This is a genomic window from Stenotrophomonas sp. YJH_SMC_20, from assembly GCF_059367845.1.
This window is the reverse complement of the sequence record NZ_JCAFRG010000003.1, coordinates 66,328-91,194: the sequence shown is the minus strand read 5'-3', so window position 1 is coordinate 91,194 and position 24,867 is coordinate 66,328. Positions and strand designations below refer to the sequence as shown.

The following is a 24,867-nucleotide window of genomic DNA, read 5'->3' as shown; positions in this document are numbered from 1 at the left end:
CCAATGGCCGGGCGGCAAAGGCAAAAGCAAGAGCAGCCGACCAGCGGTCGGCCCTACAGGAATCGCGCAGCGATTCCACGGTTCCGATGGGGAACCGCTGCGGCAAGCACACTATGTGTGCTTGCCGCTCCTCCATATGGAGAACAGGATCCACACACCACAGAAGCCGGCGCCGATGAAGCCGCACACGCCCAGCGCCAGCAGCCAGCGGCTGGAAACCCCGCCGACGCTGTGCATCACGATCGACGAGCCGATGATCAGGGCAGCCGTGATCACGCCTACCACCAGCCGGTTTGCCGCACGGTTCACCTGTTCGCCGAAGCCCTGCAGCGCGGTGGTTTCGACCTTCAGCTGCAGTCGTCCGCGGCGCGCCGCCTGCACCAGCTTGCGCAGGTCGCGCGGCAGCTCACCGGCGAAGTCGACCAACCCCAGCAGGCTGCGGCGGCCACGCTTGAGCAGCGCCCTGGGCGCATAGCGCTGCAGCACTACCCGCTCCAGGAACGGGCGCGCGGCACTGGCCATGTCGAAATCCGGGTCGAGCTGGCGGCCCATGCCTTCCAGGGTCAGGAAGGCCTTGATCATCAGCGCCAGATCGGCCGGCAACGTCAGACTGTAGCTCCGCAGCAGCTGGGTGATATCGCCCAGCATCAGGCCGATACGCAGGTCCTTCAGCGGCACGCCGCGGTACTGGTCGACGAACTGGCTGATGTCGTGCTGCAGCCGGTTCTCGTCCACTTCCACGCCACCGGCCCAGTCCAGCAACACGTCGGCCACGCCCTGCGGGTCCTGCTCGACCAGCCCGTGCAGCAGCTGCGCGACCTGGAAGCGGCGCACCTCGGACAGCGCGCCGACCATGCCGAAATCGATCACGCCGATGCGGCCGTCGCGCAGGTAGATGATGTTGCCCGGGTGTGGATCCGCGTGGAAGCTGCCGTCCTCCAACACCATCTTCAACACGATGCCGGCGCCGCGCCGGGCCAGTTCGCGGCGGTCCAGCCCGGCCGCATCGACACCGGCAAGGTTACGGCCGGGAATGCCGTCGACGAAGTCCTGCACGTTCAGGCTTTCGCAGGTCCACTGCCAGTGCACGCTGGGAATCAGGATGTCGTCGCGGCCGCTGAAGTTGCGCGCGATGCGTTCGGCGTTACGGCATTCGGCGGCGAAATCCAGTTCGCGTCGCAGCGACACGGTGAACTGCTGCACGACCTCGGCCGGACGATAGCGGCGCAGGTCCGGCAGCCGCGCCTCGACAATCTCGGCCAGGCGGGCCAGCAGCCGCAGATCGGCCTCGACCACATCGCGGATGCCGGGCCGCCGGATTTTCAGCACCACCTCACGGCCATCGTGGAGCCGGGCGCGATGGGCCTGCGCCAGCGAGGCGGCGGCCATCGGGGTTTCATCGAGGAAGGCGAACACCTCCGTCGGCGAGGCGCCAAGGTCGGCTTCGAGCTGCTCGCGGATATCCGCGTACGGCAGCGCCGGCACCGCGTTCTGCAGTTCGGACAGTTCAGCGATCCATTCCGGCGGCAGCAGGTCAACGCGCGTCGCCAGCACCTGCCCGAGCTTGACGAAAGTGGGACCCAGATCCTGCATAGCGCTGCGCACACGCACCGGCGCGGTCATCCGCAGCAGTTCCTGGCGGTCCTCGTTCCAGTGCAGCAGGCGCCCTGCCCGCTCCAGCGTGGTGGCCAAGCCGATGCGCCGCACCACGTCGCCGAAGCCATAGCGGATCAGGACGACGGCGATTTCCTGCAGTCGGCCCAGGTCACGGACAGTACCCAGCGTCTCCCACATCATGCGTGCTCCGGACGATTACCGGAGCAGCATGTCACAGCTGGGCGTCGATACCGCGCAATGCCGCCGCCACGGTTTGCCGGCGGATGGCTTCGCGGTCGCCGTCGAACTGGAACAGCTCGGCGCGGGCATAGCCGCCACGGCGCTTCCAGCCAATCCAGACACTGCCGACCGGCTTGTCCGGGCTCCCGCCACCGGGGCCGGCAATGCCGGTCACCGCCACGGCGATGCCGGCACCGGAATTGACCAGCGCGCCGGAGACCATTTCCAGCACGGTTTCGCGGCTGACCGCACCGAACTGCTCCAGGGTCTGCGCGCGCACGCCGAGCAGGCGCTGCTTGGCTTCGTAGCTGTAGACCACCATGCCGCAGTCGAAGAACGCCGACGAGCCGGCAATGTCGGTCATGCACTTGGCGATCCAGCCACCACTGCAGCTTTCGGCGGTCACCAGCTGCAGCGAGGCCTGCTGCAGGCGCTGTCCGAGCGCGGCGGACTGGGCATTGAGATCAGCGTCGGTGGGGATGGACATCGGCATGACGGTGGGGTGAAGAACACGTTGTACCGCAGATGACAGGCGGATGTCGCGCCCCTCCGGCACGGTTGCGTTGCCGGCCAGCGGCCGGCACTACCGGGCACCGGTCGCTACCTCACCACTCCGGCAGTTTTTCCGGCAGCAGCGCGCGGATCGGGGCGCCATCGGCACTGGCGGCCAGCTTTTCGGCTTCGGCGATCGGCAGGTCGACCTGCAGCAGCCAACCATCCTCATCGGCCTGCTCGCTGCGGATCACCTCCAGCTGGTGCAGGCGCGCGCGCAGGCGGCCTGCATCCGGGGGAAGACGCAGTTCGCCGGTGACATGCTGCAGGCCCAAGCGCTTGCCCAGCACCGCCTGCAACAGCTCCAAGCCCTGACCGTCACGCGCGGAAATCCACACCCGCTCGCGACGCGATTCGTCCGGGATACCGTCCTGGCCGTCGTGGCGCACGTCGGCGCCGTCAATGCGGTCGATCTTGTTGAACACCAGCAGCTGCGGCAGATCGCCGGCACCGACTGCAGTCAGCACTTCGTCCACCTGGGCGATGCGCTCCTCGCGGTGCGGGTCGGCAGCATCGACCACGTGCAGCAGGAAATCGGCCTCGCGCGCCTCGGACAGGGTCGAGCGGAACGCAGCGACCAGGTCATGCGGCAGGTCGCGGACGAAGCCAACGGTGTCGGCCAGCACCACGTTGCCGCCCGGCACCGCGATGCGGCGCACGGTCGGATCCAGCGTGGCGAACAGCTGGTCGGCGGCATAGGCCTCGGCGCCGGTCATGGCGTTGAACAGGGTCGACTTGCCGGCGTTGGTGTAGCCCACCAGTGCCACACGGGGCAGCTCGCTGCGCACACGCGCACGACGCATCTGGGTGCGCTGCACTTCCACCTTTTCCAGGCGCTTCTGCAACTGCTCGACCCGCTTCTGCAGCAGGCGGCGGTCGGTTTCCAGCTGGGTTTCACCCGGGCCGCGCAGGCCAATTGAACCACCGCGCTGGCGCTCCAGGTGGGTCCAGCCGCGCACCAGCCGCGTGGCCAGATGCCGCAGCTGCGCCAGCTCGACCTGCAGCTTGCCCTCGTGGCTGTGCGCACGCTGGGCGAAGATATCCAGGATCAGGCCGGTACGGTCGATCACCCGGCGCTCCAGGAACCGTTCCAGGTTGCGCTCCTGGCCCGGGCTCAACGCATGGTTGACCAGGATCAGGTCGGCACCGCTGGCGTCGGCCGCAGCCTTGATCTCGTCCAGCTTGCCGCTGCCGATCAGCGTCGACGGATTCGGTCGGTCCAGGCGCGCAGTGATCGTCGCGGCGATGCTGGCCCCAGCCGAGCGGGCCAGATCACCGAATTCTTCCAGCACATCGTCTTCCAGCTTGCCGAAATGGGGCTGGATCAACAGGGCGTGTTCGCCCTTTTTCGAGCGGTCAAACATTCACCGCTCCGGTCTTACTCGTCTGCTTCATCACCTGCCTGACCACCTTCACCGGACTGCACGTAACCACCGCCCGGACCGACCTTCACGTTACGTGCCGGAACGACCGTGGAAATGGCGTGCTTGTAGACCATCTGACTGACCGTGTTGCGCAGCAGGACCACGAACTGGTCGAACGACTCGATCGTGCCCTGCAGCTTGATGCCGTTGACCAGGTACACCGAAACCGGCACGCGCTCGCGCCGAAGTGCGTTCAAGAAAGGATCCTGCAGCGATTGCCCCTTGGACATTGCACACTCCTGATTATTGTTCTTATTGGGTTGCCGACGGTTGCCACGGCCCCCGAGCCGCCCGCCGACCGATGATGTTACACGGCTGGCGGGGGTTCAGCGTGCGACGAAGGTCGACACCGCGCCGGCCAGGCGCTCCCCATCGACATGGGGGTCGAACCAGCGCGCATCAAGCTCGCCGCGCAGCCAGGTCAGCTGGCGCTTGGCCAGCTGCCGGGTGGCGAAGATGGCCTTGTCCCGGAAACGGGCAGCATCGCCCTCCCCGTCCAGGTATTCCCAGGCCTGGCGATAGCCAACCGCGCGCACCGCGGGCAGGTCCAGCGGCGCCGCCACGGCGGTCATTTCCGGCATTGCACGCAATGCCCGCACCTCGTCCAGGAAGCCCTGCGCCAGCATGGCGTCGAAGCGCGCCTCGATGCGCTGGTGCAGTACCGCGCGGTCACGCGGGGCGAGGATCAGCTTGAGGGTGCGCACCGGCAACGGCGCGACGCCCGGCCGGCGCTGCCATTCACTGATCGGCGTGCCGGTGAGGCGATAGACCTCCAGCGCCCGCTGGATGCGTTGCGGGTCGGTGGCATGGATACGTGCGGCGGCGGCCGGGTCGACCTTGGCCAGCTCGGCGTGCAGTGCCGCCCAGCCCCGCTCGGCCGCCTCGGTGCTGAGTGCTTCGCGCATCACCGGGTCGGCCTCCGGCATCGGCGACAGGCCCTGCAGCAGGGCCCGGAAGTACAGCCCCGTGCCACCTGCCAGGATCGGCGTTTTGCCGCGTGCCACGATGTCGGCCACGACGCGGCCGGCATCGGCGGCGAACTCGGCCGCCGAATAGGTCTGCCACGGATCGCGCAGGTCCAGCAGATGGTGCGGCGCCTGCGCCCGCTCGGCCGCATCCGGCTTGGCCGAGCCGATATCCAGATGCCGATAGACCAGCGCCGAATCGACGCTGACGATCTCGCCATCCAGCTGCTTCGCAAGGGCGATCGCGGTGGCGGTCTTGCCACTGGCGGTCGGCCCCATCACGGCGATCGCCAGTGGCCGCCGGTCGATGTCCATCAGTCTTCGTCCGGCCAGCGGATCGTCGGCGTGGCGTCGGCGCGCGGCGTTGGCACGGCCTCGACGGCCTGCCAGATCTTCAGCGCGTCGACGGTGGCTGCCACGTCATGCACGCGCACGATGCGTGCGCCACGCTGCACCGCGATCAGGTGCGCAGCCAACGAGGCGGCCACGCGCTCGGACGGCGTGTCGCGACCGGTCAGTTCGCCCAGGCTGCGCTTGCGCGACAGGCCAGCCAGCATCGGCACGCCCAGCTCCAGGAACCGCTCGGAGCGTGCCAGCAGGGTCACGTTGTGGGCAGTGGTCTTGCCGAAACCGAAACCGAGATCGATCAGCAGGTTCTTCTTCGCAATGCCCGCCATCTCGGCAGCGAACAGGCGCTGGACCAGGAAGCCGTGCACCTCGGCGACCACATCGTCGTACTGCGGATCGGCCTGCATGTGGCCCGGCTCGCCCTGCATGTGCATCAGCACCACCGGCACGCCGGTTGCAGCGGCGGCGTCCAGCGCCCCTTCCTGACGCAGGCCGTAGATGTCATTGATCATGCCGGCGCCAGCCGCCACCGCCGCGCGCATCACTTCCGGCTTGAAGGTGTCGATGCTGATCGGCACCCGGGTGCGTGCGGCCAGCTGCTCGATCACCGGAATCACCCGGCGCAGCTCTTGTTCAATCGAGACCGGCGCGGCGCCCGGGCGGGTCGATTCGCCGCCGATGTCCAGCAGGTCCGCGCCCTCCTCGACCAGCTTGAGGCCATGTGCGACCGCGGCCTCGGTGGTGTCGTGCGCGCCGCCATCGGAGAACGAGTCCGGGGTGACGTTGACGATGCCCATGACCCGGGCACGGTCGAGGCGCAGGATGCGGCCGGCGCAATCGAGCTGGGGCGAGATATCGAACATGGGCAATCCTGATGGGACAACGGCAGGTAGTTTAGTTCGGCAGGGCGGCGCCCTGCACCCGCAGAGGCCAGAGCGACAGCAACAGCCGGAGCAACAGCGGGTTCACTGAAGAATGGCGGGGTGGGTCCGGTTGCGGGGGCCGCTGCAAGTACGTCCATGTAAGCTCGGTCGCCGCATCCATGCGGCTCACGCCCCCGCAACCGGACCCACCCCGCCTTCGACAGATTTCCGCGATCTGTTGGAACGACTATTGGGGTGAGATCCGTTTTCCTCCGGAAAACGGATCTGACCCCATATTGATTTCGACATCTGACAGAGATTCATCCATGCATGACGTGGATCTACGTGTCGACCAAGGTCGACACCTACCAACAGCTCCCGGAATCTGTCAGAGGTGGGGCGGTGTCGGAGTGCGGGGTGTCAGCCGCATGGATGCGGCTGCCAAGCCTCCATGGACGGATTTACGGCGTCCCCGCACTCCAACACCGCCCCGCCAAACCACGGAATGCACGCTGTTGCTGTTGCTGTTGCTGTTGCTGTTGCTGTTGCTCTGGCTCGTAGCAGGTGCAGGGCGCAGCCCTGCCAACACCCCTCAACGGCGGCGGCGCTTGCGATCCACGTACAGGGTCCTGGCAATGCTCAGCACAATGCCGACACCGATACCCACCACGCAGCCCAGCAGCAGGTTGTCGGCCCCAAGGCCCACACCCACGCCGACCACGGTGGCGATGACCATTTCAGCGGTGTGGGAAATCGGTTCGGGCTTCGGGGCGGACATGCGGGCTCCAGCGTCAGATCGGATCTTCGGGATGGGCCAGTGGCCCGGAAACGACGAAGCCGGGTTGCCCCGGCCTCGTCTGGTGCACCTGCAGGGGACCGTCAGTGCGATTCGGCCGGGCCCGCGATCGGCGGCAGCGGACGGGCGTCGCCGCCCTTGTCGTTGCCACCGTCCTTGTTCGACTTGCTCCAGCCCGCCGGCGGCGGCGGATCACGACCTTCCATGATCGCGTCGATCTGCGGCGCATCGATGGTCTCGTACTGCAGCAGCAGCTGGGACATCGCGTGCAGCTTGTCGATGTTCTCGGTCAGCAGCTGGGTAGTACGGGCGTAGGCCTTGTCGAGGATATTGCGCACTTCCTCGTCGATACGGCGCGCCGTGTCGTTGGACACGCTCTTGTGCTGGGTAACCGACCGGCCCAGGAACACCTCATCGTCCTCTTCGCCATAGGCGATCGGACCGAGCTGCTCGGACAGGCCCCACTTGGTGACCATGTTGCGGGCCATCTTGGTGGCACGCTCGATGTCGTTGGAGGCACCGGTGGTGACCTTGTCCTCGCCGAAAATCAGCTCTTCGGCGACGCGGCCGCCGTACAGCGAGCACAGCTGCGACTGGATCGCGACGCGGTTCATCGAGTACTTGTCGCCTTCCGGCAGGTACATGGTCACACCCAGCGCACGGCCACGCGGAATGATCGTGACCTTGTAGACCGGATCATGCTCGGGTACCAGACGGCCGACAATGGCGTGACCGGCTTCGTGGTAGGCGGTGAGGGTCTTCTCCTCTTCGCTCATGGCCATCGAGCGGCGCTCGGCGCCCATCAGGATCTTGTCGCGGGCACGGTCGAAGTGGTCCATGCGGACTTCCTTCTCGTTGCCACGCGCAGCGAACAAGGCGGCCTCGTTGCAGAGGTTGGCCAGGTCGGCGCCGGAGAAGCCCGGGGTACCGCGCGCGATCACCATCGGCTCGACGTCGTCGGCCAGCGGCAGCTTGCGCATGTGGACCTTCAGGATGTGCTCGCGGCCCTTCACGTCCGGCAGGCCGACCACGACCTGGCGGTCGAAACGGCCCGGGCGCAGCAGCGCCGGGTCCAGCACGTCCGGACGGTTGGTCGCGGCGATCACGATCACGCCTTCGCCGCCTTCAAAACCGTCCATCTCGACCAGCAGCTGGTTCAGGGTCTGCTCGCGCTCGTCGTGACCGCCGCCCAGGCCGGCGCCACGGTGGCGGCCGACAGCGTCGATTTCATCGATGAAGATGATGCACGGGGCATGCTTCTTGGCCTGCTCGAACATGTCGCGCACGCGGCTGGCGCCGACGCCGACGAACATTTCCACGAAGTCCGAACCGGAGATCGAGAAGAACGGCACCTTGGCTTCGCCGGCAATGGCCTTGGCCAGCAGCGTCTTGCCGGTACCCGGCGGGCCCACCATCAGCACGCCGCGCGGAATCTTGCCGCCCAGCTTGGTGAACTTGGACGGGTCGCGCAGGAAGTCGACCAGCTCGCCCACTTCTTCCTTGGCCTCGTCGCAGCCGGCGACGTCGGCGAAGGTGACCTTGATCTGGTCCTCGCCCTGCAGCTTGGCGCGCGACTTGCCGAAGGACATCGCGCCCTTGGCACCGCCACCGCCGCCCTGCATCTGGCGCATGATGAACAACCAGAAGCCGATGATCAGGATGACCGGCAGGAAATTCATCAGGATCGCGCCGAGGGAAATGCCGCTGGACGGCTCCTCCTGCACGATCTCCACGTTCTTGGTGCGCAGCACGTTGATCAGGTCGCGATCGAACGGTGCGGTGATGGTGGATGTCTGCCCGCCGCGGGTGGTGTAGGTCAGCTGGCTGGTGCCGCCGCGCATGTCGCCGCCGAAGGCGACCTTCTGCACGTTGCCGCTGTCCACCTGGTCCAGGAACTGCGAGTACGACGCGCCCTGCGCGCCGGCTCCGGAGGACTTCGGCGAGAAGCTCTGGAAGACCACCATCAGCACGACGGCGACGACCACCCATAGCAGGAGGTTCTTGGTCAAGTCGTTCATCCTCATTGGCTCCGGTGTTCCTCTCAGTGCTGGCGTTGCGTGGGGGTCGAACTTGCGTACATTGCGAGCTTACTTCATGTGGGCGCGTTTTCCCTGACCCAAGGCATACACCTCGGGAGAGCGCTTGCGCGAGGCTTCCGGCTTGCGGATGGAGACCTTGTCGTACCGGCGGCGCATGTCGCGCACGTAGTCGTCAAAGCCTTCACCCTGGAACAGCTTGATCAGGAACGCCCCACCGGTCTTGAGGTGGTTGTCGGCAAAATCCAGGGCCAGCTCCGCCAGGTGCATCATCCGCGGCTGGTCGACCGCGCCCACACCACTCTTATTGGGGGCCATGTCCGACAGCACAAGGTCTACCGGCTGATCCCCGAGCATGGCTTCAAACTGCGATAGGACGGCTTCTTCCCTGAAGTCACCATGAAGGAACTCCACGCCGGCCAGCGGCGGCATGTCCAGGATATCCAGGGCCAGCACCCGGCCGGTATCGCCGATCTGTCTCCGCACCTGTTGAGACCAGCCGCCCGGGGCCGCGCCGAGGTCGACCACCACCATGTGCGGCTTCAGCAACCGGTCACGTTCCAGCAGCTCTTCGAGCTTGTAGGCGGCACGCGAGCGCATGCCTTCGGCCTGGGCCTTCTTCACGAAGGGGTCGGAGAAGTGTTCCTTGAGCCAGCGCTGGCTGCTTTTGCTGCGGGTAGCCATTGAAAATAGGGGCTGATGGGGTCCTCATGATACCCTGATCGCCCCATTCAACCGTCTTTTCCTGCATGTCCATCGCCCTGACCGCCTCCCAGACCCGTTTCCTGCGCGGCCAAGCCCACGACCTGAAGGCCCTGCTGCAGACCGGCGGCAAGGGTGTGACCCCGGCCTTCATTGCGGAGCTGAACGAAGTGCTGGAGCGCCACGAGCTGGTCAAGGTGAAGGTCGCTGCCGAAGACCGCGAGGCCCGTGACGTAATGATCGGCGAGATCGTCGAAGCCACCGAAAGCGCGCTGGTGCAGCGCATCGGCCACGTCGCCGTGCTGTACCGCCCGAGCAGGGAACAGCGCCAGATCGTGCTGCCGCGCGGCTGATCGGCCTACTGCCATGCAGCTGAACCACGAACCGCCGGACTACGCCTACAGCCTGCGCGCCGCCGATGGCCGCTCGGCCAAGGTCAATGACCAGGTGTTGGGCAGCAGTTTCTTCCTGACCCCGGACCAGCTGGTCACGCAATGGCCGGCGGTGAGCGCCACTGCGCTGCAGCTGGCTGACCTGGAGCCGATCCTGGCGCTGAACCCGGCGCTGATCGTGCTCGGCACGGGTGACCGTCAGGTGTTCCCGCCGGCGGCGGTGATGGCCGCCTGCCTGTCACGCGGCATCGGCCTGGAAGTGATGAACAATCCAGCCGCCGCGCGTACGTTCAACATCCTGGCCGGCGAAGGCCGCAAGGTCGCCGCCGCCTTCATTCTCGAAGGCTGACGTGGTGCCGCCGGACATGGCCCGGCGCTACCCTGGATCACACTTGACTCTGTAGCGCCCGAGCCCGTGCTCGGGCGGCGCCGCATCGCGGCGCGGAAAGCCGCCGGGCACGGCCCGGCGCTACCCGTCTCTGCCTGCGTCAGCGCGCCGGCAGATACTGCTGCGGGTCGACCGGCTTGCCGTTGTAGCGAATCTCGAAGTGGACCATGTCGCGGTTCGCACCGGTGCGGCCCATTTCGGCGATCTGCTCGCCGGCTTTCACGCTCTGCCCTTCATTCACCAGGCGCTTGCGGTTGTGGCCATAGGCCGACAGCCACTGGTCGCTGTGCTTGATGATGATCAGCTCGCCGTAGCCGACCAGGCCGGCACCGGAGTACACCACCACACCGTTGGCGGTTGCCTTGACCGGCTGGCCGCTGGTACCGGCGATGTCGACGCCCTGCTTGGTCGCGTCACCGGCCACGTAGCGGCCGACGATCGCGCCATCGGCTGGCCAGCGCCAGGCGATGTTGCTCTTCACCGGCCCGACCGGCGCCGGGGCCGGCGCGGTGCTGCCGCCACTGCTGCCAGCCGAACGCGGCGGGGTGACCACCGTGGTCGGCGCACGGCCGCTGGTGGCCCCCTGCGGATACAGGCGGATCACCTGGCCGGGGTAGATGGTCGACGGGTTGTCCAGACGATTCCAGGCAATCAGGTCGGCCGGGGTGATGTCATGGATGCGGGCCAGCGCATAGATGGTGTCGCCCTTGCGCACCACCACGGTCTGCCCGGGCTTGGGTACCGAGGTCTTCGGCGTGGTCACGCCGCCAGCGTTGCCGCCGCCCGGGCGGACCACGGTGGCGGTACCGCAGGCGGCCAGTGTGGAAACCAGCAACGCCAGCGCGCCGATGCGCACTCCCTTGCTCAGACGATCAGGATTCATGCGAACTTCGACCTCCATACAAGCCAGGCGATCAGCACCACCACCAGCACGGTGGCGATCCAGCCCAGCGGTTCAATCCAGCGACGCAGTGCGGCTTCGGCACGCGCACCACCGATACGGATGACCGCGGCCAGCACGAACACGCGCTTGCCGCGACCGATCAGCATGCTCAGCAGGTACTGCGGCATGGGTACGCCGACGATACCCGATGCCCACGTGAAGACCTTCATCGGGATGGGCATGAATCCGCCCAGCACCAGGAAGGTGAACACCGCCCAGGGCGACTCGGCCATCTTCGCCTGCACGGTGGTGATGCCCTGCTCGATCGCCGGCAGCATGCCCAGCGCTTCGAACAGCGGCTTGATCGCCTCGAAGGCGTAGTGACCCAGTGCATAGCCAACCAGCGCGCCGAGCATCGAGCCGGCCAGGCTGAGGGTGGCGAACCACCAGCCGCGCTTGGGCTGGGCCACGCACATCGGCGCCAGCATCACCTCCGGCATCACCGGGAAAATGATCGCTTCGAAGAAACTCAACACCGTCAGGTAGGTCGGCGCGCGTTCGTGCGCCGCCCACTTCATCGCCCGCTCGTACAGCGGCCCGAAAATCTTCATGCAACCCTGCTCCGTGGATTAGTCGAGCATGCCAGACAGCAGCGGCACGAAGGTGACCGGCGCCAGCACGTGTTGTTCGATGCTGCCGTCGGCCTTGCGGTCCAGCTGCACCAGCGACTGCGCCCCGGGACCACCGACCGGCGCCACCAGCCGGCCGCCCTCGGCCAGCTGCTCGATCAGCGCGTCGACCAGTGCCGGCGCCGCCGCAGTGACCACGATGGCATCGAAGGGACCGTGCTCGGCCCAGCCGACGCGACCGTCGTCATGCTTGGTGCGGATGTTCATGCCCAGCGCACGGAAGCGCTTGCGCGCCTGGCGCAGCAGGTCGCCGATGCGCTCCACGGTGTAGACCTCCAGGCCCAGCGCACCGAGGATGGCGGCCTGGTACCCGGAACCGGTGCCCACTTCCAGCACGCGCTTGGGCGCGACCTGGAGGACCGCTTCGGTCATCCGCGCTACCACCCAGGGTTGAGAGATGGTCTGGCCGTGGCCGATGGGCAGCGCGGTATCCTCGTAGGCACGCGAGGCCAGCGCTTCGTCGATGAACAGATGGCGCGGCACCACCCGGATCGCGTTCAAGGTCGGCTCGTCGACGATGCCGGCTTCGCGCAGGCGGTCGACCAGACGGTCACGCACGCGCTGCGAGGTCATGCCGATACCCACAGCTTCCGGTTGCAGGCGCAGGCGTGGGCTCATGCCGGCTGGTCCAGGGCTGCGCTGAGGCCGCCGACCCAGCTGGCCACCTTCTCCAGCGCCTGGTAGCGGGTGAGGTCGACCTGGATCGGCGTGATCGAGATGTGGCCGGTGCGCACGGCGTGGAAATCGGTACCCGGGCCGGAGTCCTGCTCGCGGCCGGCCGGGCCGATCCAGTACACCTCGTTGCCGCGTGGATCCTTCTGCGCGATGCAGCCTTCGGCACGATGGCGGTTGCCGAGGCGCGTGACCTCGAAGCCCTTGACCTCGCTCCACGGCAGGTCCGGCACGTTGACGTTGAGGATGGTGTCGGCCGGCAGCGGGTCGGCCTTGAGCCGTGCAACGATCTCGACCGCGGCGCGCGCAGCGGTTTCGTAGTGCTTCGGATCGTGGTTGCGGCTGACCAGCGACACCGCCACGGCGGGCAGGCCCAGGAAGCGACCTTCCATCGCCGCCGAAACAGTGCCGGAATAGATCACGTCATCACCGAGGTTGGCGACGTTGTTGATGCCGGACACGACAATGTCGGGCTCGAATTCAAGCAGGCCGGTCAGCGCCAGGTGCACGCAGTCGGTCGGGGTGCCGGCCACCGAGACGGTGTAATGGTCGATGCGCTTGAGCCGTATCGGCAGATCCAGCGTCAGCGAGTTGCTGGCGCCGGAGCGATCGCGGTCGGGTGCGACCACCGTAACCTCGTGCCCAGCCTCGCGCAGGACCGAGGCAAGCATCCGGATGCCTGCAGCGTCGACACCATCGTCATTGCTGACCAGGATTCGCATCTTCGATTTAACCGCTTGATTTTCCAAGAATTCGATTCCGTCACCGTGCAGTGTAAGCGGGACCGCCGCGCTCCCCTGCGGAAGCCGTCGACCCTGCAAGCGCATCGTCTATTGTGCCGCATGCGAGCCGCCGCTCCTACCCTGCCGGCGGTCACGGCCGACATCGAACCGTCATAGGCAGACCTGCGCCGGCGGTTTACCCTGTGCGCATGTCGCACCCTGAAGACGAAGATCCCGCCGCGCTGTTCCGTGCGGCCATCGGCGAAGTGACGCCGCTGCGCAAGGATGCCGAGCCGGCACCTGCCGCGCCGCGACCGAAGCCGCGTGCGCGGATGGCCGAACGTGACGAGGCCGACGCCGCCGGCGAGTTCGCCCGGCTGCTGCGCGACAGCACCCCGCTGGAAGCCGGCGATGTGGCCAGCTATCGACGCGACAACCTGCCACCACGCCTGTTCCAGCGCCTCAAGCGTGGCCAGTACTCGGTGCAGGACGAGCTGGACCTGCACGGCGCCACCGCCGCGCAGGCGGAGACGCTGCTGCGCCAGTTCCTGCTGGAAGCGCATGCACACGAGTATGGCTGCGTGCGCATCATCCACGGCAAGGGCCTGCAAGCCGATGGCGGTGCGCCGGTGCTGAAGAACCTGGTTGACCGCCTGCTGCGGCTGCGCAACGACGTGCTGGCGTTCCATTCAGCGCCGGCCGGGCAAGGCGGGACCGGCGCGGTACTGGTGCTGCTGGCGCGGCGCTGAAAAAAGGGGACGCCATGAGTCCAGGTAGAGTCGACTGTCAGTCGACTGCTCTTCCAGCGGCAAGCGAATACCCCGCGCTGCGCGCGCAAGTCGACTGACAGTGGACTCTACCGTGCGCCCTGCTCAGGCCTGCGAGGCGTCTTCGACCGGGCCCAGCTCGTGCAGTACAGCGGTGGCGTAGCAGCCCGGCGGCAGCGCGAACGAGAGTTCCAGCACGTCATCGGCCAGCCACTGATGCTGCAGCAGCGCCGGGCGCAGGCGCAACGCGCGGCGCTCCTGTTTCAACCGTGCGTCTTCCAGGCCAGCGCGCAGCGCCTTCGATTCCTCGTCGTCCAGCGCGGCCAGCTCCAGCTCACGTGCAGCGTCGGCGCTGCGCAGTTCGCCTTCGCCCCACAACGGTGCGCTGGGATGGATGTCGAACCGCGCGAGGCGCTCGGCCAGCACGTCGGTGTACGGCTCGGGGCCGAACACGCTGCGACTGCCGTCCAGCATCCACACTTCGCCCTCCAGTGGCTGATCCCAGCTGCCCTGCTCCACGCGCGCGGCCAGCACGCGGTTGAACAGCGCCGAACGGGCGGCAGACAACAGCAGCGAACGCTGGTCCTTGCGCATGCGGCGGCCCCCGAACATCGCCAATGCGGCCGGCACGTTGCCGCCGTCGCGGCCGAAGCGCTGCTCACCGAACCAGTTCGGCAGGCCCCGGCTGGCAATCTGCTGCAAACGCTCACTGATCGCTGCAGCATCGCCCCGCACCTCGCGCAGCACCAGCTTGAAGCGGTTGCCGGCCAAGGCGCCGCGCTGCAGCTTGCGGTTGTGCCAGGTGGCTTCGAGCACTTCGATCTCACCACTGGCCAGCTCGGCCAGATCCGGAGCAATGCGCTTGGGCAGGTGCACGCTGAAGCGCTGGGTGGTGACCGCATGGCGGTCCTTCATGCCGGCGTAGCTCACCGCCATTTCCGGCAGGCCGGCCCACTTGGCCAGCAGCTTGGCCACATGCACGGTGTTGGCACCGCGCTTGCGGATGTGCAGCAGCAGGTGCTCGCCCTCGCCAGTGGCCTCGAACGCCGGCAACTCGTCGACCTGGAAATCCTCCGGCGTGGTGCGGATGCGCGCCGACAGCAACGGCGCACCAAACGCAAGCGGCAGCGGGATCATGCCGCCACCAGCAGCACCACCGCCTGTGCGGCGATGCCTTCTCCACGGCCGGTAAAGCCCAGCTTCTCCGAGGTGGTGGCCTTGACGCTGACCGCATCCAGCGGCAGCTGCAGCAGCGCACCGATGCGCTCACGCATGGCCAGCGCATGCGGACCGACCTTCGGACGCTCGCAGATCACGGTGATGTCGGTGTTGCCGACGCGCCAGCCACGCTCGCGCAGCAGGCTGTCGCAATGGCGGACGAAATCGCTGCTGTCAGCGCCCTTCCAGCGGTCATCACTCGGCGGGAAGTGCTGGCCGATGTCACCCAGCGCCAGCGCACCGAGCATCGCGTCGCACAGGGCATGCAGGATCACGTCGCCGTCGCTGTGCGCGAGCACGCCACAGCTGTGCGGCACGTTCACCCCACCGAGCATGATGTGATCGCCCTCACCGAAGGCATGGACGTCGTAGCCCTGGCCGATGCGGACGGGCGGGAACGGTGCGGTGCTCATGGATGCAACCCTTGCAGCAGGGCCGCGCGGGCAATCAGCCGGCGCGGCGGGAAAGTACGAATTCGAACCGGTCGAGATCGGCCGGAGTGGTTACCTTGAAGTTGTCCTCGCTGCCTTCCACCAGCAGCGGGCGCTGGCCCTGGCGCTCCATGGCCATGGCCTCGTCGGTGACTTCGACACCGGCGGCAGCGGCTTCGGACAGCGCGCGGCTGAGCTGGTGGCGGCGGAACAGCTGCGGCGTCAATGCACGCCACAGGCGCTCGCGCGGCTCGGTGCCATCGATGCCACCGTCATCGCCCGCGCGCTTGAGGGTGTCGCGCACCGGTGCGGCCAGGATCGCCCCGACCGGGTCGGCACGACCGACTTCAAGCAGGCGGCCAAGGTCGGCCAGCGACAGGTTGGGCCGGGCCGCATCATGGACCAGCACGAACTCATCGGCACGCACCGAGTCCGGCAGGGCCTGCAGCCCGGCCAGCACCGAGGCGGCACGGGTCGCGCCGCCGATGCAGGTCAGCACCGGCTTGCCGGCCCATTCACTCCAGCCAGGCCAGTCACCGTCGTCCTGTCCGATCACCACCATTGCGCCGGCCACGGCCGGGTGCGCCAGCAGCGCGTCCAGGGTATGGGCGAGCAGGATCTGCCCGCCGGCCTGCAGGTACTGTTTGGGCAGCGGTGCGCCGAAGCGGGCGCCACGGCCGGCGGCCGGAACCACCACCCAGATCGCCCCACTCATGGCACGTCCGCCGGATGATCGCCGACCTGGGCGCTGACACCTGCCGCAGGTTGCGCCGGTTGGACCGGCGCATCCTCGACCACACGGTAGAACTTCTCGCCAGGCTTGATCATGCCCAGCTCGCTGCGCGCGCGCTCCTCGATGGCGGACTGGCCTTCCTTGAGGTCCTTCACTTCGGCGGCCAGCGCGTCGTTGCGCTGCTGCAGGCCCTCGTTGTCCCGCTCCTGGTTGGCGACCTGGGCTTCGAGCATCATCACTTCACCCGAATTGCCCGGACCGAACCAGAAGCGGTACTGCAGCCAGCCCAGCAACAGGGCCAGCACCAGCAGCATCCAGCGCCAGTCGCGCATCGGCTCAGCGCTTCAGCGAAACGAACGCGTCACGACCGGCGTAACGCGCGCCGGCGCCGAGGGCTTCCTCGATGCGCAGCAGCTGGTTGTACTTGGCCACGCGATCGCTGCGGCACAGCGAGCCGGTCTTGATCTGGGTGGCGGTGGTAGCCACGGCGATGTCAGCGATGGTGGTGTCTTCGGTTTCACCCGAGCGGTGGGAGACCACGGCGGCGTAGCCGGCACGATCAGCCATGGCGATCGCTTCCAGGGTTTCGCTGAGCGTGCCGATCTGGTTGACCTTGATCAGGATCGCGTTGGCGGTGCCCGAGTCGATGCCTTCCTGGAAGATCTTCGGGTTGGTCACGAACAGGTCGTCGCCGACCAGCTGCACCTTCTTGCCGATGCGGTCGGTCAGCAGCTTCCAGCCAGCCCAATCGTTCTCGGCCAGGCCATCCTCAATCGTGATGATCGGGTACTGCGCGGCCCAGTCAGCGAGGAAGTCGACGAACTGCTCGGAAGTCAGGCGCTTGTTCTCGCCGACCAGGTTGTACTTGCCGTTCTCGAAGAATTCGCTTGACGCCACGTCCAGGCCCAGCAGCACGTCTTCACCGGCGGTGTAGCCGGCCTTGCCGATCGCTTCGAGGATGGTGTCCAGCGCTTCGACGTTGCTGCGGAAGTCCGGCGCGAAACCGCCTTCGTCGCCCACCGCCGTGCTCAGGCCGTGGCCCTTCAGCACCGACTTCAGCGAATGGAAGATTTCGGTGCCGGCGCGCAGCGCTTCGGAGAACGAGGTGAAGCCGACCGGCAGCACCATGAACTCCTGGAAGTCCACGTTGTTGTCGGCATGCGCACCGCCGTTGATGATGTTCATCATCGGCACCGGCAGCGACGGGGTAACGCCGGTCTTGGCGGCCAGGTACTGCCACAGTGCCTGCTTGTTCGATGCAGCGGCGGCGTGCGCGGCGGCCATCGAAACACCCAGCAGCGCGTTGGCGCCCAGGCGGCCCTTGTTCTCGGTGCCATCAAGATCGATCAGGCGACGGTCGAGGCCGGCCTGGTCGGTGGCTTCAAAACCCTTCAGCGCGTTGGCGATGGTGGTGTTGACGTTGTCGACGGCCTTGCGCACGCCCTTGCCCAGGTAACGGGTCTTGTCGCCATCACGCAGCTCGACCGCTTCCTTGGTGCCGGTCGAGGCGCCGGAGGGAACCGCGGCACGACCGAACGAACCGTCCTCCAGGATGACTTCGGCTTCCAGCGTGGGGTTGCCACGGCTGTCGAGGATTTCACGGGCGTGGATGCTGCGGATCGTACTCATGGTCGGGCCGGTTACCTGTATGGAGAGGGGGCGACAAAACGAATGCCGCGTGATTATCCCCGGCTGCCCGCCACTTGCCAAATGGCGTGGGCGCCCTCAGGCCAGAGTGGCCCCGATCACCATCAGGATCAACGACACCATCACCACCAGCAGGCCACCAGCAATGGCCGCCACTACGCCGCCGCGGCGGCAACGCCAGGCCATCACCATCGCCACCAGGCTGCCAACGAAGGACAGCACGAGCATGGCCAGTGCAGCCCAGATCCAGTACTGCATGGCCTGCATGCCATGGCTGCCATCCCCGGGCGAACCGAAACTGGCGGCGAAGGCGAATACAGCTGCCACCAGGCCGGCCCAGGCAAGAACAGCCAGCGCCAGCGCGATCAGGCCCCAGGGCCGATCACGGGTTGCCAGGGTCGCATTCATCAGAACAGTCCGTAGAACAGGGCGCCAAGCCACAGCGACAGCAGGATGATCGCCAACCCGGCGGCCACCTTGCCACGGTTCAGGCGCCAGGCCAGTACGGCGGCAGCGACGCATCCCACGGCGCCGACCAGCTCTGCAACCAGCAGCGCAATGAAGTACACGCGCAGATTGAGCGCGCTGCCGCCATCACCTGGTGGGCGCACTGACGCGGCGCCGATCAGCGCCAGACCGAACATGCCCACGGTGAACAGCACGGCCAGGCCCAGTGCGATCAGGCCCCAGGGCCACTGTTTCCAGTGCCGGCGGCGGCGCTGGTTTTCCAGCGCCAGCCACGGGTCACGACTCACGCGAAGCGCGAGAAGCCGTGCTTCTTGGTCACCGCGTCCAGTTCCATCAGGGTCTCGAGCAGGGCTTCCATCTGGTCCAGCGGCCATGCATTGGGGCCATCGGACAGCGCCTTGGACGGGTCCGGATGGGTCTCGGCGAACAGGCCGGAGATGCCTACCGCCACGGCGGCACGGGCCAGCACCGGCACGTGCTCACGCTGGCCACCGGAACTGGTGCCCTGCCCGCCCGGCAGCTGCACCGAATGGGTAGCGTCGAACACCACCGGGCAACCGGTCTCGCGCATCACCGCCAGCGAACGCATGTCGCTGACCAGATTGTTGTAGCCGAAGCTGGCACCACGCTCGCAGACCATGATCTGCTCGTTGCCGGTGGCCTTGGCCTTCTCCACGACCGGCTTCATGTCCCAAGGCGCCAGGAACTGGCCCTTCTTGATGTTGACCGGCTTGCCGGCCGAGCACACCTTGCGGATGAAGTCGGTCTGGCGGACCAGGAACGCCGGGGTCTGCAGCACATCCACCACCGAGGCCACCTCATCCATCGGGGTGTACTCGTGGACGTCGGTCAGCACCGGCACGCCGATCTGCTTCTTCACTTCGGCCAGCACCTTCAGGCCCTCTTCCATGCCCGGGCCGCGAAATGCGGTACCCGAAGTGCGGTTGGCCTTGTCGAAGCTGGACTTGAAGATGAAGTTGACGCCGAGCTTGTCGGTGATCTCCTTCAGCTTGCCGGCGGTATCGAGCTGCAGCTGCATCGACTCGATCACGCAGGGGCCGGCGATCAGGAACAGGGGCTGGTCCAGCCCGACCTCGAATCCACACAGTTTCATGGCGTTTCCTTGTTGTCCGCAGCACCGGACGGGCCGGTGCGCTGGGGGTGAAGCATGCAGGATGGGGGCCGAAGCCCCCATTCACAAGTCAGGCGCGCGCTTCGGAAAGCAGCTTGCCGCCGGCCTTGCGCTCGCGCGCGGCACGGATGAAACCGATGAACAGCGGGTGGCCGTCACGCGGCGTGGACAGGAATTCCGGGTGCGCCTGGCAGGCCAGGAACCACGGGTGGGCATCGCGCGGCAGCTCGACCACTTCCACCAGGGTGTCGTCCATCGACTTGCCGGCGATCACCAAGCCCGCATCTTCCAGCTGGGTGCGGTAACGGTTGTTGAACTCGTAGCGGTGGCGGTGGCGCTCGGCGACCACGTCCTTGCCGTACAGCTCGCGGGCCAGCGTGCCCGGCTTCAGGCGTTGTTCCTGCAGGCCCAGGCGCATGGTGCCGCCGAGGTCGCTCTTGTCGTCACGCTTCTCGACATCGCCGCTGGCGGTGCGCCATTCGGTGATCAGGCCGATCACCGGGTTCGGCGACTGGCGGTCGTTCTCGGTGCTGTTGGCACCTTCCAGGCCGACCACGTTGCGCGCGTAGTCGACCACGGCCGCCTGCATGCCGTAGCAGATGCCGAAGTACGGCACCTGCTGCTCGCGGGCGAACTTCGAGGTCAGCACCTTGCCTTCGAAACCACGGTCACCGAAGCCACCCGGCACCAGGATGCCGTCGACATCGGCCAGTGCAGCCATGTCGGTGCCTTCCAGGTCCTGTGCTTCCAGCCACTTCAGGTTGACCTTGGTGCGCTGGCGCAGGCCGCCGTGCTTCAGTGCTTCGCCGACCGACTTGTAGGCATCCTGGTGATCGACGTACTTGCCGACCACGGCGATGGTCACTTCGTCCAGCGGGTGCAGGGTCGCATCGACCGCGTCTTCCCACATCGACAGGTCGACCGGACCGGCCTTGTCGGCCAGCTTCAGCTGGTTCACCACGATTTCGTCCAGGCCCTGTGCATGCAGGCCGGACGGGATGCGGTACAGCACGTCCACGTCCGGCACGCTGATCACTGCACGCTCGGAGACGTTGGTGAACTGGGCGATCTTGCGACGCTCCGAATCCGGCACCGCCTGTTCTGAACGGCACAACAGCACGTCCGGCTGGATGCCGATCGAGCGCAGTTCCTTCACCGAGTGCTGGGTCGGCTTGGTCTTCAGCTCACCGGCGGCACCGATGTACGGCACCAGGGTGAGGTGCATGAACAGCGCCTTCTCCGGGCCACGTTCGGTGCGCACCTGGCGGATCGCCTCCAGGAACGGCAGCGACTCGATGTCGCCCACGGTGCCGCCGATCTCGACCAGTGCCACGTCGTAGCCTTCGGTGGCTTCGTCGATGCAGCGACGGATCTCGTCGGTGATGTGCGGAATGACCTGCACGGTCGCGCCCAGGTAGTCGCCGCGGCGCTCCTTGCGGATCACGTTCTCGTAGATGCGCCCGGTGGTGACCGAGTTCTTGCGGCTCAGGCGGGTGCGCACGAAGCGCTCGTAGTGGCCCAGGTCGAGGTCGGTCTCCGCGCCGTCGTCGGTGACGTAGACCTCACCGTGCTGGAACGGGCTCATGGTGCCCGGGTCGACGTTGATGTACGGGTCGAGCTTCATCATCGTGACCTTCAGGCCACGGGCTTCAAGAATGGCGGCCAGCGACGCGGCGGCAATGCCTTTGCCGAGCGAGGACACCACGCCGCCGGTTACGAAAATCAAGGGAGTCATGGCTGCAAGCATCCTGTCTGGAAATGGAAAACGGCAGCACCACGCGCACCCGGAGGGCGGGCATGGTGCTCAGAGGGGGTTTTCCGGTTCGCTGAGGCAGCGAGGGAGGTGCGGATCCGTGCGGCGGCAGGCGCCGGACCGGAACCATCGTGCGAGGTCGGGGCGGCCGTGCCGGCCAAATCGACCGTCACCTGCGACCCGCCATGCTGGAAGCCACGCTTGGCCGCTCCAGCCCATTCGCAAATGGTGGACACGCACTTACTCCCGGAAAGCCATAGTTTACAGATTGATGGCCGCCAACCCAAGGGGCAGACGCCACGTTCCCAAAAAGAAACGCCCCGCTGAGCGGGGCGTTCCGGAGCGCAACCCTTGTCGCAAGGGCGCCTGGCAGGCTGCGGGATCAGCGCTTCTTGCGCGCTTCCTCTTCCTCTTCCTGCTGCGGGGCCGGCTGGCCCTGCGCCTTCATTTCGGCATTGGCCTGGGCCCGACGCTTGGCCTTGGCATCGGCCTCGGCCTGCGCCTTGTCGGCCTGGTCACCCTGCTGCGGGGCCGGCTGGCCGGCGTTCTGCGCCACCACCAGCGGCACTGCAACGGCGGCAGCGGCCAGGATCGCAATGGTCAGCAACTTCTTCATGAGGTCCTCCTCGCGGTATGGCTTGGACGTTCAGACCCAACGGGGCCGCCGGCGTTCAGATTCCAGCGAGGGCTATTTTACCTCCTCTGCGCCGCCGAGACTGAACCGCAGGCGTGCAAAATCCCGTGCCAGACCCCACACTTGCCCGTCGCTCCAAGCTTTCGAAGACAGATGAACGCCCGTTATAACGCCGCCGATATTGAAGTCCTGTCCGGCCTTGACCCGGTCAAGCGCCGTCCCGGCATGTATACCGACACCGCGCGCCCGAACCACCTGGCGCAGGAAGTGATCGACAACTCGGTGGACGAGGCCCTCGCCGGCCACGCCCGCTCGATCGAGATCACCCTGTACAAGGACGGCAGCGTGGAGGTCAGCGATGACGGCCGCGGCATGCCGGTGGACATCCATCCGGAAGAAAAGATCCCGGGCGTCGAGCTGATCCTCACCCGCCTGCATGCCGGCGGCAAGTTCAGCAACAACAACTACACCTTCTCCGGTGGTCTGCACGGCGTCGGCGTCAGCGTGGTCAACGCGCTGTCGACCCTGGTGGAAGTGCATATCAAGCGCGACGGTGCCGAACACCGCATCACCTTCCGCAATGGCGACCGCGCCACACCGCTGGAAGTAGTTGGCAGCGTCGGCAAGAAGAACACCGGTACCCGCGTGCGCTTCTGGCCGGACCCGAAGTACTTCGATACGCCGAAGTTCGCGGTGCGCGCGCTCAAGCACCTGCTGCGCGCCAAGGCCGTGCTGTGCCCGGGCCTGACCGTGAAGCTGACCGATGAAGCCACCGGTGAAGTCGATACCTGGTACTACGAAGACGGCCTGCGCGATTACCTGAAGCTGGAGCTGGGTGATCGCGAGATGCTGCCGGCCGAGCTGTTCGTCGGCAGCCTGAAGAAGGACACCGAGGTCGTGGACTGGGCAGTGGCCTGGCTGCCGGAAGGCGAGCTGGTGCAGGAAAGCTACGTCAACCTGATCCCCACCGCCCAGCACGGCACCCATGTCAACGGCCTGCGTACCGGCCTGACCGAGGCGCTGCGCGAGTTCTGCGACTTCCGCAACCTGCTGCCGCGTGGCGTCAAGCTGGCCCCGGAAGACGTGTGGGACCGCGTGTCGTTCGTGCTGTCGCTGAAGATGACCGACCCGCAGTTCAGCGGCCAGACCAAGGAACGCCTGTCCTCACGCCAGGCGGCCGGCTTCATCGAAGGTGCCGCCCATGATGCCTTCAGCCTGCTGCTCAACCAGAACGTGGAGCTGGGCGAGAAGATCGCGCAGATCGCCATCGAGCGCGCCAGCGCCCGCCTGAAGACCGAAAAGCTGGTCGTCCGCAAGAAGGTCACCCAGGGCCCGGCCCTGCCCGGCAAGCTGGCCGACTGCATCAGCCAGGACCTGTCGCGCACCGAGCTGTTCCTGGTGGAAGGTGATTCGGCAGGCGGCAGCGCCAAGCAGGCCCGCGACAAGGATTTCCAGGCCATCATGCCGTTGCGCGGCAAGATCCTGAACACCTGGGAGGTTTCCTCCAACAGCGTGCTGGCCTCGGAAGAAGTGCACAACCTGGCGATCGCGATCGGCTGCGACCCGGGCAAGGACGACATCAGCGGCCTGCGCTACGGCAAGGTCATCATCCTGGCCGACGCGGACTCCGACGGCCTGCACATCGCAACACTGCTGACCGCGCTGTTCCTCAGGCACTTCCCTGCGCTGGTCGATGCCGGCCACGTGTTCGTGGCCATGCCGCCACTGTTCCGCATCGACGTGGGCAAGCAGGTGTTCTATGCCCTGGACGAGGAAGAAAAGCGCTCGATGCTGGACAAGATCGAACGCGAGAAGATCAAGGGCGCCATCAACGTGACCCGCTTCAAGGGCCTGGGCGAGATGAACCCGCCTCAGCTGCGTGAATCGACCATCCACCCCGATACGCGCCGGCTGGTGCAGCTGACCGTGGACGATCGCGAGCAGACAAGTTCGCTGATGGACATGCTGCTGGCCAAGAAGCGCGCCTCCGACCGCAAGGGCTGGCTGGAGTCGAAGGGCGACCTGGCTTCGCTGGAAGTCTGACTCCCGCAGCCCTCCTGTAGAGCCGAGCCCACGCTCGGCTGCATTCCGCGCCGTGCCGGGCAGCCGAGCATCGGCTCGGCTCTACAGAGATCCCACCCCCATCGGCAAACCCGGCGGCGCCATAATGCGCGTCCATCCGTGTGGACCAACGTATTGGCCAGCCACTCCCTGCTGTTTCCCGGCCTGCCGCTGCACAGCGCGCGCCTCGTCCTGAGCCCGATCCGCCGCGACGATGCGGCCGCCCTGTTCGCAATCCAGTCCGATCCGGACGTGATGCGGTTCTGGAACCATCCTGCATGGACACGACCGTCCGAGGCACGCGCGCAGATCGACGATGACCTGGCGGCACAGGCCACCGGCACCCAGCTCAAGCTGGCCGTGCGCGAAACGCTGGACGGCCCGTTGCTGGGCATCTGCGTGGTGTTTGCGTTGGACCGCGATGCGGCACGCGCCGAGATCGGCTACCTGCTGGCACCGGATCGCCAGGGCCAGGGCTACATGCACGAGGCCCTGCAGCAGGTACTGGCCTACCTGTTCGGCACCCTCCACCTGCATCGCGTGGAAGCCGAGATCGACCCGCGCAACGCACCCTCCGCGCACGTGCTCGAACGCCTGGGCTTCCGCCGCGAGGGAGTGCTGCGCCAGCGCTGGCGGATCCAGGGGGAACTGGCCGACTCGGCCGTCTATGGCCTGCTGGCCGATGACGAAGCGGCCGCCACCCTGCCCGCTTGACCCAATCTGGCCAGTAGCGGGCTCAACGCACGGCCATGTCT

The 24,867-nt window shown here is 66.8% G+C and carries 28 protein-coding genes; 5 read left to right on the top strand and 23 right to left on the bottom strand.

Annotated features, from left to right (window positions below):
- Window positions 1-111 precede the first annotated feature (111 nt).
- From ubiB to rlmE, 9 genes are all read right to left on the bottom strand, one after another.
- Window positions 112-1,794: a 2-polyprenylphenol 6-hydroxylase gene (gene ubiB / locus AC5P6A_RS06415; protein WP_026346905.1), complete on the bottom strand. Its 1,683-nt coding sequence runs from the start codon at window positions 1,792-1,794 to the stop codon at window positions 112-114.
- Between the two features lie 34 nt (window positions 1,795-1,828).
- A complete protein-coding gene (locus tag AC5P6A_RS06410; protein ID WP_005409020.1) occupies window positions 1,829-2,323 on the bottom strand; it encodes a CinA family protein in 495 nt (164 codons plus the stop codon).
- A 118-nt stretch (window positions 2,324-2,441) separates the two neighbouring features.
- Entirely contained in the window at window positions 2,442-3,752 is a 1,311-nt protein-coding gene (hflX, locus tag AC5P6A_RS06405) for a ribosome rescue GTPase HflX (protein WP_005412934.1), read from the bottom strand.
- A 14-nt stretch (window positions 3,753-3,766) separates the two neighbouring features.
- Complete coding sequence (gene hfq, locus AC5P6A_RS06400) at window positions 3,767-4,042, bottom strand: RNA chaperone Hfq (RefSeq protein WP_004152891.1); 276 nt, start codon at window positions 4,040-4,042, stop codon at window positions 3,767-3,769.
- Between the two features lie 96 nt (window positions 4,043-4,138).
- On the bottom strand, window positions 4,139-5,092 hold the full coding sequence (gene miaA, locus AC5P6A_RS06395; protein ID WP_021202262.1) for a tRNA (adenosine(37)-N6)-dimethylallyltransferase MiaA: 954 nt from the start codon (window positions 5,090-5,092) through the stop codon (window positions 4,139-4,141).
- Window positions 5,092-5,988, bottom strand: a complete 897-nt coding sequence (gene folP, locus AC5P6A_RS06390; RefSeq protein ID WP_346714714.1) for a dihydropteroate synthase — start codon at window positions 5,986-5,988, stop codon at window positions 5,092-5,094. Before folP ends, miaA begins: the two co-directional genes overlap by 1 nt.
- Window positions 5,989-6,580: 592 nt before the next feature.
- Window positions 6,581-6,766 carry a hypothetical protein gene (locus AC5P6A_RS06385; protein WP_021202558.1) on the bottom strand — a complete coding sequence of 62 codons (186 nt, stop codon included), beginning with the start codon at window positions 6,764-6,766 and terminating at the stop codon, window positions 6,581-6,583.
- Window positions 6,767-6,867: 101 nt separating this feature from the next.
- Window positions 6,868-8,802 carry an ATP-dependent zinc metalloprotease FtsH gene (gene ftsH / locus AC5P6A_RS06380; RefSeq protein WP_058980127.1) on the bottom strand — a complete coding sequence of 645 codons (1,935 nt, stop codon included), beginning with the start codon at window positions 8,800-8,802 and terminating at the stop codon, window positions 6,868-6,870.
- Between the two features lie 69 nt (window positions 8,803-8,871).
- On the bottom strand, window positions 8,872-9,504 hold the full coding sequence (gene rlmE, locus AC5P6A_RS06375) for a 23S rRNA (uridine(2552)-2'-O)-methyltransferase RlmE (protein WP_005409014.1): 633 nt from the start codon (window positions 9,502-9,504) through the stop codon (window positions 8,872-8,874).
- A 65-nt stretch (window positions 9,505-9,569) separates the two neighbouring features.
- Here rlmE and yhbY point away from each other — a divergent pair, with 65 nt between their 5' ends.
- Together yhbY and AC5P6A_RS06365 are read left to right on the top strand one after the other, a co-directional pair.
- Window positions 9,570-9,875: a ribosome assembly RNA-binding protein YhbY gene (yhbY, locus tag AC5P6A_RS06370; protein ID WP_019658872.1), complete on the top strand. Its 306-nt coding sequence runs from the start codon at window positions 9,570-9,572 to the stop codon at window positions 9,873-9,875.
- Window positions 9,876-9,888: 13 nt separating this feature from the next.
- The gene (locus tag AC5P6A_RS06365) at window positions 9,889-10,263 is read left to right on the top strand and encodes an Mth938-like domain-containing protein (protein WP_058980129.1); all 375 of its coding nucleotides are present in this window, start codon (window positions 9,889-9,891) and stop codon (window positions 10,261-10,263) included.
- A 139-nt stretch (window positions 10,264-10,402) separates the two neighbouring features.
- On the opposite strand, the gene AC5P6A_RS06360 is transcribed toward AC5P6A_RS06365, so the two are convergent.
- The 4 genes from AC5P6A_RS06360 to surE are packed head-to-tail and all read right to left on the bottom strand — an operon-like array spanning window position 10,403 to window position 13,268.
- Window positions 10,403-11,185 (bottom strand): peptidoglycan DD-metalloendopeptidase family protein, encoded by a 783-nt coding sequence (locus tag AC5P6A_RS06360; RefSeq protein ID WP_005416034.1) that lies wholly within the window; start codon window positions 11,183-11,185, stop codon window positions 10,403-10,405.
- On the bottom strand, window positions 11,182-11,796 hold the full coding sequence (locus AC5P6A_RS06355) for a YqaA family protein (protein ID WP_019658876.1): 615 nt from the start codon (window positions 11,794-11,796) through the stop codon (window positions 11,182-11,184). The genes AC5P6A_RS06360 and AC5P6A_RS06355 overlap by 4 nt, the downstream gene beginning before the upstream one ends.
- 18 nt (window positions 11,797-11,814) lie before the next feature.
- Window positions 11,815-12,492 carry a protein-L-isoaspartate(D-aspartate) O-methyltransferase gene (locus AC5P6A_RS06350; RefSeq protein ID WP_010485977.1) on the bottom strand — a complete coding sequence of 226 codons (678 nt, stop codon included), beginning with the start codon at window positions 12,490-12,492 and terminating at the stop codon, window positions 11,815-11,817.
- On the bottom strand, window positions 12,489-13,268 hold the full coding sequence (surE, locus tag AC5P6A_RS06345) for a 5'/3'-nucleotidase SurE (RefSeq protein WP_019658877.1): 780 nt from the start codon (window positions 13,266-13,268) through the stop codon (window positions 12,489-12,491). Before surE ends, AC5P6A_RS06350 begins: the two co-directional genes overlap by 4 nt.
- Window positions 13,269-13,477: 209 nt before the next feature.
- Here surE and AC5P6A_RS06340 point away from each other — a divergent pair, with 209 nt between their 5' ends.
- On the top strand, window positions 13,478-14,017 hold the full coding sequence (locus AC5P6A_RS06340) for a Smr/MutS family protein (protein WP_019658878.1): 540 nt from the start codon (window positions 13,478-13,480) through the stop codon (window positions 14,015-14,017).
- A gap of 123 nt (window positions 14,018-14,140) precedes the next feature.
- Here AC5P6A_RS06340 and truD read toward each other — a convergent pair whose 3' ends face one another.
- The 10 genes from truD to AC5P6A_RS06290 all read right to left on the bottom strand — a co-directional run bounded on the left by truD (window position 14,141) and on the right by AC5P6A_RS06290 (window position 22,033).
- On the bottom strand, window positions 14,141-15,172 hold the full coding sequence (gene truD, locus AC5P6A_RS06335) for a tRNA pseudouridine(13) synthase TruD (protein WP_346714713.1): 1,032 nt from the start codon (window positions 15,170-15,172) through the stop codon (window positions 14,141-14,143).
- Window positions 15,169-15,666 (bottom strand): 2-C-methyl-D-erythritol 2,4-cyclodiphosphate synthase, encoded by a 498-nt coding sequence (gene ispF / locus AC5P6A_RS06330; RefSeq protein WP_021204089.1) that lies wholly within the window; start codon window positions 15,664-15,666, stop codon window positions 15,169-15,171. The genes truD and ispF overlap by 4 nt, the downstream gene beginning before the upstream one ends.
- Window positions 15,667-15,700: 34 nt before the next feature.
- Window positions 15,701-16,399 (bottom strand): 2-C-methyl-D-erythritol 4-phosphate cytidylyltransferase, encoded by a 699-nt coding sequence (ispD, locus tag AC5P6A_RS06325; protein WP_019658880.1) that lies wholly within the window; start codon window positions 16,397-16,399, stop codon window positions 15,701-15,703.
- Entirely contained in the window at window positions 16,396-16,749 is a 354-nt protein-coding gene (gene ftsB, locus AC5P6A_RS06320) for a cell division protein FtsB (RefSeq protein WP_019658881.1), read from the bottom strand. The genes ispD and ftsB overlap by 4 nt, the downstream gene beginning before the upstream one ends.
- 4 nt (window positions 16,750-16,753) lie before the next feature.
- Window positions 16,754-18,046, bottom strand: a complete 1,293-nt coding sequence (gene eno / locus AC5P6A_RS06315) for a phosphopyruvate hydratase (protein ID WP_014036739.1) — start codon at window positions 18,044-18,046, stop codon at window positions 16,754-16,756.
- 96 nt (window positions 18,047-18,142) lie between these two features.
- Complete coding sequence (locus tag AC5P6A_RS06310; RefSeq protein ID WP_019658882.1) at window positions 18,143-18,472, bottom strand: hypothetical protein; 330 nt, start codon at window positions 18,470-18,472, stop codon at window positions 18,143-18,145.
- Window positions 18,472-18,819, bottom strand: coding sequence for a hypothetical protein (locus AC5P6A_RS06305; protein ID WP_164145309.1), 348 nt, complete (start codon window positions 18,817-18,819; stop codon window positions 18,472-18,474). The genes AC5P6A_RS06310 and AC5P6A_RS06305 overlap by 1 nt, the downstream gene beginning before the upstream one ends.
- Complete coding sequence (kdsA, locus tag AC5P6A_RS06300) at window positions 18,816-19,646, bottom strand: 3-deoxy-8-phosphooctulonate synthase (protein ID WP_010485995.1); 831 nt, start codon at window positions 19,644-19,646, stop codon at window positions 18,816-18,818. The genes AC5P6A_RS06305 and kdsA overlap by 4 nt, the downstream gene beginning before the upstream one ends.
- Window positions 19,647-19,734: 88 nt before the next feature.
- Window positions 19,735-21,399, bottom strand: a complete 1,665-nt coding sequence (pyrG, locus tag AC5P6A_RS06295) for a CTP synthase (RefSeq protein ID WP_005416023.1) — start codon at window positions 21,397-21,399, stop codon at window positions 19,735-19,737.
- 400 nt (window positions 21,400-21,799) lie between these two features.
- A complete protein-coding gene (locus AC5P6A_RS06290) occupies window positions 21,800-22,033 on the bottom strand; it encodes a hypothetical protein (RefSeq protein WP_005416022.1) in 234 nt (77 codons plus the stop codon).
- Window positions 22,034-22,204: 171 nt separating this feature from the next.
- On the opposite strand from AC5P6A_RS06290, the gene parE reads away from it, so the two are divergent.
- Together parE and AC5P6A_RS06280 are read left to right on the top strand one after the other, a co-directional pair.
- Window positions 22,205-24,094, top strand: a complete 1,890-nt coding sequence (gene parE, locus AC5P6A_RS06285; RefSeq protein WP_019658886.1) for a DNA topoisomerase IV subunit B — start codon at window positions 22,205-22,207, stop codon at window positions 24,092-24,094.
- Between the two features lie 153 nt (window positions 24,095-24,247).
- Entirely contained in the window at window positions 24,248-24,826 is a 579-nt protein-coding gene (locus AC5P6A_RS06280) for a GNAT family N-acetyltransferase (protein ID WP_019658887.1), read from the top strand.
- The last annotated feature ends 41 nt before the right edge of the window (window positions 24,827-24,867 follow it).